Source organism: Bradyrhizobium sp. (assembly GCF_030646015.1).
Lineage (GTDB): Bacteria > Pseudomonadota > Alphaproteobacteria > Rhizobiales > Xanthobacteraceae > Bradyrhizobium.
This window is the reverse complement of sequence record NZ_JAUSLT010000123.1, coordinates 1-7,880: the sequence shown is the minus strand read 5'-3', so window position 1 is coordinate 7,880 and position 7,880 is coordinate 1. Positions and strand designations below refer to the sequence as shown.

The following is a 7,880-nucleotide window of genomic DNA, read 5'->3' as shown; positions in this document are numbered from 1 at the left end:
CGTGCGTGCCGTGCCAGCTGGAGTTCGCCGCGGGCACGCCCGCGCCGCACTCGCCCGCCGCGTACCAGTCGCCCTGGTCGAGCGGGTTGCTGTCGCGCCCGTTGCCGTCGCGGGCCATGCCGGCGTCGCTGATGAAGTCGTAGCCGCCCACGATGTTTGCCGACAGGTCGCTGTGGGTGGTGATGCCGGTGTCGAGCACCGCCACGACGACGCCGCTGCCGTTGGTGGTGTTCCACGCGTCGTCGATGTTCATGCCGCCGGCGGCTTCGTAGAAGTCCCACTGGTACTGGCTGTAGTAGGTGTCGTTCGGCGTCAGGGCCCGCTTCATCAGCTGGTCGACCTCGACGTACTCGACGTCCGGGTTCGCCGCGAGCTGGCGCATCAGCGCCGCCGCCTCGACCGGGTCCAGCTTGCGGTAGGCCTTCACCACGTGGCCGCCCCCGGCCAGCTGGCGCAGCACGCCCAGCCGCACGCCCTTGCCGCCGACCTGCAGTTCGCCCAGGCGCGAGACGGCCGCCTGCGCCATCCGCACGCCGGTCGCCTCGCGGCTGCCTTCGCGGTACTTCACGATGAAGCGGTCCACCCCGTCCGACGGCGCGAGGCTGATCGTGGACAACGTGTTCGCGACGCCGATCTGGCAGAGCCCGCTGACGCTTGGCGCCGACGTCGTGGTGTACTCCGCCACAAAACATATCGACGGCCAGGGCCGCTGCCTCGGTGGCATCATCCTGTCGTCGGAAGCGTTCATCGCCGAGCACATCCACAATTTCATGCGCCAGACCGGCCCGTCGATGTCGCCGTTCAACGCCTGGGTGCTGCTGAAGGGGCTGGAGACGCTGGCGGTGCGGGTCCGCGCCCAGACCGAGACCGCAGGCGCCATCGCCGACGCGCTGGCGCAGCATCCGAAAATCTCGCGGCTGATCTATCCCGGCCGGTCCGACCATCCGCAGGCGGCCACGGTGAAGAAGCAGATGCGCGCCGGATCGACGCTGGTCGGCTTCGAGGTCAAGGGCGGCAAGGCGGCGGCGTTCCGTACGCTGAACGGCCTGAAGATCTCGCGGATCTCCAACAATCTCGGCGACGCCAAGAGCCTCGTCACCCATCCCGCGACCACGACGCATCAGCGGCTGACGCCGGAGGCGCGCGCCGAACTCGGCATCAGCGAAGGTTTCATCCGGTTCTCGGCCGGGCTCGAGCACCGCGACGATCTGATCGAGGATTTGCAGGCGGCGCTGGAGCAGGCGTGAAAATCCATCGTCGTCCCTGCGAACGCAGGGACCCATAAACACAGGTGCCAGCGATTCAAGAATCGTCTGGCACCAACTTCAACACGCTGGGCCGCGGCGTATGGGTCCCTGCGTTCGCAGGGACGACGCGAGAGAGGCGTACCACCTCACATCGGCCGGTACGTCCGCACATCCGACGGCACGTGGACGCCGAGCTTGATCTGGCCGACCGACTTGATGATGTCGTCGCCGAGCAGCTGGGCGAAGCAGGCGTAGCCCCAGTCGCTCATGTGCAGGCCGTCGGCGATGACGAAATTGTCGATCGGGATCGCCTGCCTTTCATGCCAGTCCCGCATCACCTCGAAGCGCGGGAAGATGCCGACATGACGCAGCTCGGCGACCTTGCCGAGCAGGTTGATCATCTTGCTGGCGCTTTCGGCGCGCGCGTTGACTGCCGGCGAATATTGCGGATCGACCAGCACGAGGTCGGCGCCAACAGCCTGAATCCGCGCGATGCCTTCCTCGACCAGCTTGGCGGTCTCGGCGGGATCGAGGTTGCGCAGCACGGCGTTGGTACCGACCTGCCAGATCACCAGATCCGGCTGCCTGTCGAGCACGGCGGTCTGCAGCCGCTTCATCATCTCGGGAGCGTCCTCGCCGCCCTTGCCGGCGTTGACCACGGTGATGTCGGCGGTCGGATATTGCCGGCGCAGCTGTGCCGCCAGCCGGTTGGGATAGTTGAAGTCCGGCGACGTCGAGCCATGGCCTTGTGTCGAAGACGAGCCGAATGCGACGATCACCACCGGCTCGCCGGCGGCGAGCTCGCTCGCCACACGCGGCAGCGAGCCCATCTTCCTGACGCCGCCCTTCGGCGGCAGACAGGGCACGCGACTGAAAATGTCGCCGGCCGATTTCGCGACTTCCTTGACCTTCTCGATCGCCCTGGAGGGAAGGCTCTTCGCTTGCGGATTGGCCGGGTCGGCGGCAGCAGTGCCGCCGCTCGCGGGCGGCGCGGACGGCTTCGCGGCATCGGATTTGACGGTGTCGGAGAGAGTGGCCTGCTGGGCAGCTTGAACGGCCTGCGCCCGCGCCGGCAAAATTGGCGCGGAAGTCAGCAGCACGAATGCCGCGACGGCGGGCAGGACCAGGGATGCAACGCGACGGAAAGGGTAGTGACAACTCATTAACGCTAGTTCCTCAATTCTGCTGAGCCGGGTCAACGCGAGCGGCCTCGATGACGAATTTCGCCAGCGCGCGGCCGATGCAATCATGGACGCGCCTGGCAAGGTCGAGACCGCGCGTCGGGCTGAACAGGTCGAAATCTCCAGAGTCATTCCAGTGATGCATGATGGCAAAGCGGTCGAACAGCGGGGTGTCGTATTGCTGCGCCACCACGCGCATACTATCCAGATAGGGCGGCGCGGTAATCATGGTTTCCGTGCGCGGGCTATATTGCAGATTCATCAGGACCACGTCGGCTCCCGCCTCCTTCAGCGCGACAACTCCCTCGCCCACCGCGCCGCGAAAATCCTCAGGATCGATCGATCGCATAGCATCGTAGGTGCCGGTCTGCCAGATAACCAAAGTAGGCTTTTTAACTTCCACCAGCTTAACGAGGCCGGTGGCGACTTCCTCGGCGGTCTTCTTGATCTGTAGTTCTACGGATACGTTGACCGCCACCTTGGGCAGCATCTGCTTCAGCACCGCCTGCAACCTCCCGGGGTAGGCGCTGGCCTCTAATGTACTGATGGTTGACGAGCGGCTGCCCACCACCAGAATATCCAGGGGAAGACCACTTTTGACGGCGTGCTCGACCTTGGGCAGTGTGCTCTCGGTCGTCAGCAGGTAGGCCGGGACCTCGCAATTGGCAGGGGCAGCTTCCGTGCGCGCGGGCGCATCTTGCGGGCGCGCGGGCGCGACGGCCAGGAAGCCGGCAAGCACGGTCAGGCCCAGAAGGGCCACGGGATTGGACTTCATGAGCCCCCTCCTGCCATATCGGCGTTGCCAACGGTGCCTTTTTTCCGCGTTGCACTCTTGTCGGCAGAATGCTTGTACCACGAAATAATCCACGCCATGCCGGACATAATGAGGATTCCGGCGACACTGACAACCAAATGCATCGCCACGCCGCCGCCGGCGATCTCGGCCAGCACGAAATGCCCGGCGAAGGCCAGGAACACGCCGAGACAGAAGATCTCGAGGGAATGCTGGCCGCACAGGATCACCGGCCGCAGCCAGGGTGACTTCAATCCGGGCCAGTCCTTCGGCAGCAGCCGCACCGTCACCGCCGCCAGCGCCAGGAAGTGCGCGAACCTCAGCACATCCATGTCGGTCTTGGTGATCGGATACATCCACTGCTCGATCAGCTTCGGCATCAGGAATTTCAGCTGCGGCAGGTGCCAGGTCAACGTCACGCAGAACGCGAAGAACAGGTAGGCGACACAAATCCACATCGTGACCGGCGACGACAGGATCCGCGACATTCGCCTGGCGCCGCCCAGCGCGCACCACGCGCCGAACACGAACAGCAATTGCCAGGCGAACGGATTGAAGGCCCAGAACCCGTTCGGATAGGCCGACAGGTACAGATCGAACTGCCAGGTGAGGGCATAGAGCACGACCGACAGCGCCAGCGTGACGTCGGCCCGCCATTTCATCAGCCAGATGATCAGGGGCAGAAACAGCATCAGCACGATATAGAGCGGCAGCACGTCCATGTTGGCGGGCCGGAATCGCAGCAGCAGCGCCTGGATGATGGTGACGTCGGGCTGCTTGAGGAAATCCATGATCCCCATTTCTTCCGCGTATAGCGGGTTGTCGAACCTGGCGGCGACGTAGGAAATTTCCGCCAGAAAGATCGTGAACAGGAACACGTGCGCGACATAGATCTGCCAGACCCTCCGCAGGATGCGCGCGGTCGCGATCACGAAGCCGGCCTCCAGCATGGCGCGGCCGTAAACGAACGCCGCGGTATAGCCGGAGATGAAGATGAAGATTTCGGTGGCGTCGCTGAAGCCGTAATTGCGGAACGTGAACCAGGTCAGGATATTGTTCGGCAGATGGTCGATGAAGATCAGCCACAGCGCCAGCCCGCGAAACAGATCGAGCCGCAGCTCGCGCTCGGCGCCGGCGGGAAGCGTAATCACCGGCAAGGCGACCGGCACCGCGGCGGCGCGCGCGTCCGCTTCGTCCGCAAGCGGTGGTCCGGCAACTCGATCGGCAATGGACGTCATCTGGCACCGTCTGGAGATGAACTTTACCCGCCCTTCCGACACGAAAGATAGTATCGGCACGCGGGTTGCAAGCAAGATACGTTGGGAACAGCCTGCGCGGGTGCGCTTTAGGCTGGAACTTTGTTGAAACCGCGGTTGGAATTACAATTGCATGGCAGCCCTTGGCCGCTGTATGGCGGCGGTCATGACCGTCCGGTGGTTGGTTCCACCAGGACACTTCGATATGATGCACTCGACGGACTTTGGAAGACCGCAGCTCGAAAGAATGACGACTTGAATGAAGACTTGGAAGACAGCATGTACCGCGCCGTTACCCGCCAGATCGAGGTCACCGTCGAGCCGAACTTCCTGCCGGAACGCCCGCCGGTCGATCGCCGTCAGTATTTCTGGTCCTACACCATCGTCATCACCAACACCGGCGCCGAGACGGTGCAGCTGCGGACCCGGCACTGGATCATCACCGACGCCTCCGGCCACAAGGAAGAAGTCCGCGGCGAAGGCGTGATCGGCGAACAGCCGGTGCTGGCCCCCGGCGAGCGCTTCGAATACACCTCAGGCGTGGGGCTGCCGACCGGGTCGGGCTTCATGAGCGGCAGCTACCAGATGATGAGCGAGAGCGGCGAGCAATTCGAGATCGATATCCCCGCATTTTCGCTCGACAGCCCCGACAGCAAGCGTGTGCTGAACTAGCAAAGAGACCACTGCGTTCGCTTCACCCTCAGTCGTCATCCCCCGCGAAGGCGGGGGATCCAGTACACCGCGACCTATCGATTCCATCACTGGCGTCTCTGGAATACTGGATCACCCGCTGGAGCCTGTCATCGGGCGGCGCGAAGCGCCGACCCGTTGGCGGGTGATGACGGGTGGTGCGCGCGTTAATCTTAACGGCCGCACTACGTAGTTGTGCGGATTCGAGTTCCGCGCTGCAGCATATAACCACCTCGCATGCTGCAAGCTTCAAGCCCGATGCCGGTCTGCCAACAATGTCGCATGGACATGACCCTCGATCGCATAATCCCCTGCGCCGCTGATTACGACATGTGGTCCTATATCTGTCCGGAATGCAGCGGCGTCTTCAGCATGGTCGAACCGCAAACCGCCGATCGCACCCTGGTCGATGAACGGCGGGGCGTTCTGCGCCACGCCGTGACGACCCCTGCAACGATTGCGGCCGGCCGGCGCGAGATCGCCTGCACGGTTCACAATCTTTCCGCCTCCGGCGCCAGTCTGAACCTGGCCAGCCGCCCGCGCCTTCCGAAGAGTCTGATATTGATGACCGCCGGGTCGCCGCTGCCCTGCCGTGCCGTCTGGCGCAGGGGAAATCAGCTCGGCATCGCGTTCCATTGAGGCGGTGACCTGAGAGGATCAGCGCGTGATCTCTCAACGTCGTCCCTGCGAACGCAGGGACCCATACGCCGTGCCGTCCTTGTTGTTGACGGTGTTCATGGACTTGCTTGAACCAGTTCGTCGCCACCACAGCTGACCGGGGTTATGGATCCCTGCGTTCGCAGGGACGAAGCAAGAGGGTTCACGTTTTCAAACCGGCCGAGATACTGTGTAGACTGTCGCGGTTGAGGCCTACCTCATCGCAACAAGGGCGCCGTCCGTGCGCAAAGCCAATCAGGCAAGATGCCTCGCGCTTGTGATTTCCATGCTGTCGGGCGGTCCGGCCAGCGCCCTGGTCGGCGCTGATATCGCCGACCGCACCGTGCAGCGATTCACCGTCGTCGTCGCCGGCGCGAAAGGCCGATGCAGCGGCGTGGTGCTGGCGCCGGACATCGTGCTGACCGCCGCGCACTGCGTCAGGCGGGGCGAGCGCTTCCAGATCGGCGGCAATTTCGGCGGAGGATATCAGGCAGGACTCGGTCCCGTCGCCGGGATCGTTCAGCATCCGCTCTATACATCAGGGGATGCCGGATCGCCCGATCTTGCGATCCTCAAACTGGCAACACCGCTGCCGGACCGGTTCGTCCCGGCCGTTCTCAATCCGCGCGTCCCCGGCGTCGGCGACGACCTGATCGTGGCGGGATACGGCAAGAGCGCCGCCACGGATTCCGGCGCCAGCGTGGTCCTGCGCATGGTACTGCAGCGGGTTTCGCAATCCATCAGGGGCTGGGTGGTCCTCACCAGCGTCGGCGAGGATGCCGCCAACGCCGGGCCGGGCGATTCCGGCGGACCCGTTTTTGCCTATCGCGGCATGCACAGCCTCGTCGGATTGATGGTCGGCGTCTCCGGCAAGCGCACCAAGGCGGTGGCGCTGGCGGCGCACACCGACTGGATCAGGGAGACCATGCGGAAACTGAGCGGGCCTTGAACGTGGCGCCCTACTCTTCCACGCCCGCTTCCTGCGGCGTGAACTCGTACACCGATGAACAGAACTCGCAGGTCACCACCACCTTGCCGTCCTTGACCATGTCGGCGCGGTCCTGCTTCTCGAAGCTGTTGAGCATGCCGGATACCGCGTCGCGCGAGCAGGAGCATTTTGCACGCAACGGCAAGGGTGCGAAGACGCGGACGCCGCGCTCGTGAAACAGGCGATACAATAGCCGCTCGCCGCTCAGATCGGGATCGATCAGCTCGAGGTCCTCGACGGTCGAGATCAGCGACTGGCCCTCGACCCAGGCGTCGTCTTCGGCGACCTCGTGGGTTTCCACGCCTTCCGGCGCGTCGCCGGGATGCAAGTCGGCCTGCCGCGCCCGCTCCGGGGCCTTCGGCAGAAACTGCAGCAGCATGCCGCCGGCGCGCCAGCGATGCTTCGGGCCATCGCCGCCGCCGCGCCATTCCTCGCCGACCGCCAGCCGCACCCGGGTCGGGATCTGTTCGGAGCGCAGAAAATATTCGTGCGCGGCGTCTTCCAGATTGCCACCTTCCAGCGCCACCAGTCCCTGATAGCGGCTCATGTCCGCGCCCTGGTCGATGGTCATGGCGAGATGGCCGTGGCCGAGCAGCGCGCCGGAATCCTGGCCGTCCTCGAGCCGTTTGGCGTCGAAGCGGGCATAGGCGCGCAGCCGGTCCGGCGCCTGGAAATCCACGATCAGGAACGACACCGGGCCGTCGGTCTGGGTCTGCAGGATGAAGCGGCCGTCGAATTTCAGCGACGAGCCGAGCAGGGTCGTCAGCACGATGGCCTCGCCGAGCAGTTTTCCCACGGCGGGCGGATAATCGTGTTTGGTCAGGACCTCGTCGAGCGCCGGGCCGAGCCTTGTCAGGCGGCCGCGCAGGTCCAGCGACGCGACCTCGAACGGCAGCACCGCATCGTCGACCGGAACCTCTGACGGGGCGCGGATCGGGGTTTCCTGGGGGATTTTGATTTCGGGGGATGATGAAGTCATGGCGCTTTATCTGGGGTCGGGTGACGGGGAGCGAAAGGGGCGCCTTACCCTCCCCGGAGGGGGAGGGTCGACGCGACTGCAAGGAGCGG

The 7,880-nt window shown here is 64.5% G+C and carries 8 protein-coding genes and 1 pseudogene; 4 read left to right on the top strand and 5 right to left on the bottom strand.

All coding sequences use genetic code 11. From position 1 onward, the window contains the following. On the bottom strand, positions 1-253 hold a 253-nt coding region (locus Q7T45_RS19440), incomplete at its 3' end, for a S8 family serine peptidase (RefSeq protein ID WP_304872762.1). Between the two features lie 340 nt (positions 254-593). On the opposite strand from Q7T45_RS19440, the pseudogene Q7T45_RS19435 reads away from it, so the two are divergent. Continuing rightward, positions 594-1,247 (top strand): annotated as a pseudogene (locus Q7T45_RS19435) (PLP-dependent transferase); the annotation flags it as partial. Between the two features lie 146 nt (positions 1,248-1,393). On the opposite strand, the gene Q7T45_RS19430 reads toward Q7T45_RS19435, so the two are convergent. From Q7T45_RS19430 to Q7T45_RS19420, 3 genes are read right to left on the bottom strand one after another with little or no spacing between them, the layout of a single operon-like run. Continuing rightward, positions 1,394-2,410, bottom strand: a complete 1,017-nt coding sequence (locus tag Q7T45_RS19430; RefSeq protein WP_304872759.1) for an SGNH/GDSL hydrolase family protein — start codon at positions 2,408-2,410, stop codon at positions 1,394-1,396. A gap of 13 nt (positions 2,411-2,423) precedes the next feature. Further along, a complete protein-coding gene (locus Q7T45_RS19425) occupies positions 2,424-3,203 on the bottom strand; it encodes an SGNH/GDSL hydrolase family protein (protein ID WP_304872757.1) in 780 nt (259 codons plus the stop codon). Further along, positions 3,200-4,459 (bottom strand): OpgC family protein, encoded by a 1,260-nt coding sequence (locus tag Q7T45_RS19420; protein WP_304872756.1) that lies wholly within the window; start codon positions 4,457-4,459, stop codon positions 3,200-3,202. The genes Q7T45_RS19425 and Q7T45_RS19420 overlap by 4 nt, the downstream gene beginning before the upstream one ends. 297 nt (positions 4,460-4,756) lie before the next feature. Here Q7T45_RS19420 and apaG point away from each other — a divergent pair, with 297 nt between their 5' ends. From apaG to Q7T45_RS19405, 3 genes are all read left to right on the top strand, one after another. Next, positions 4,757-5,149 carry a Co2+/Mg2+ efflux protein ApaG gene (gene apaG / locus Q7T45_RS19415; protein WP_304872755.1) on the top strand — a complete coding sequence of 131 codons (393 nt, stop codon included), beginning with the start codon at positions 4,757-4,759 and terminating at the stop codon, positions 5,147-5,149. Between the two features lie 300 nt (positions 5,150-5,449). Further along, complete coding sequence (locus tag Q7T45_RS19410) at positions 5,450-5,806, top strand: PilZ domain-containing protein (protein ID WP_304872753.1); 357 nt, start codon at positions 5,450-5,452, stop codon at positions 5,804-5,806. A gap of 259 nt (positions 5,807-6,065) precedes the next feature. Then, complete coding sequence (locus tag Q7T45_RS19405) at positions 6,066-6,773, top strand: trypsin-like serine protease (protein WP_304872752.1); 708 nt, start codon at positions 6,066-6,068, stop codon at positions 6,771-6,773. A gap of 10 nt (positions 6,774-6,783) precedes the next feature. Here the strand turns inward: Q7T45_RS19405 and Q7T45_RS19400 are convergent, their stop codons facing one another. After that, positions 6,784-7,791 carry an Hsp33 family molecular chaperone gene (locus Q7T45_RS19400; RefSeq protein WP_304872751.1) on the bottom strand — a complete coding sequence of 336 codons (1,008 nt, stop codon included), beginning with the start codon at positions 7,789-7,791 and terminating at the stop codon, positions 6,784-6,786. Positions 7,792-7,880: the final 89 nt, after the last annotated feature.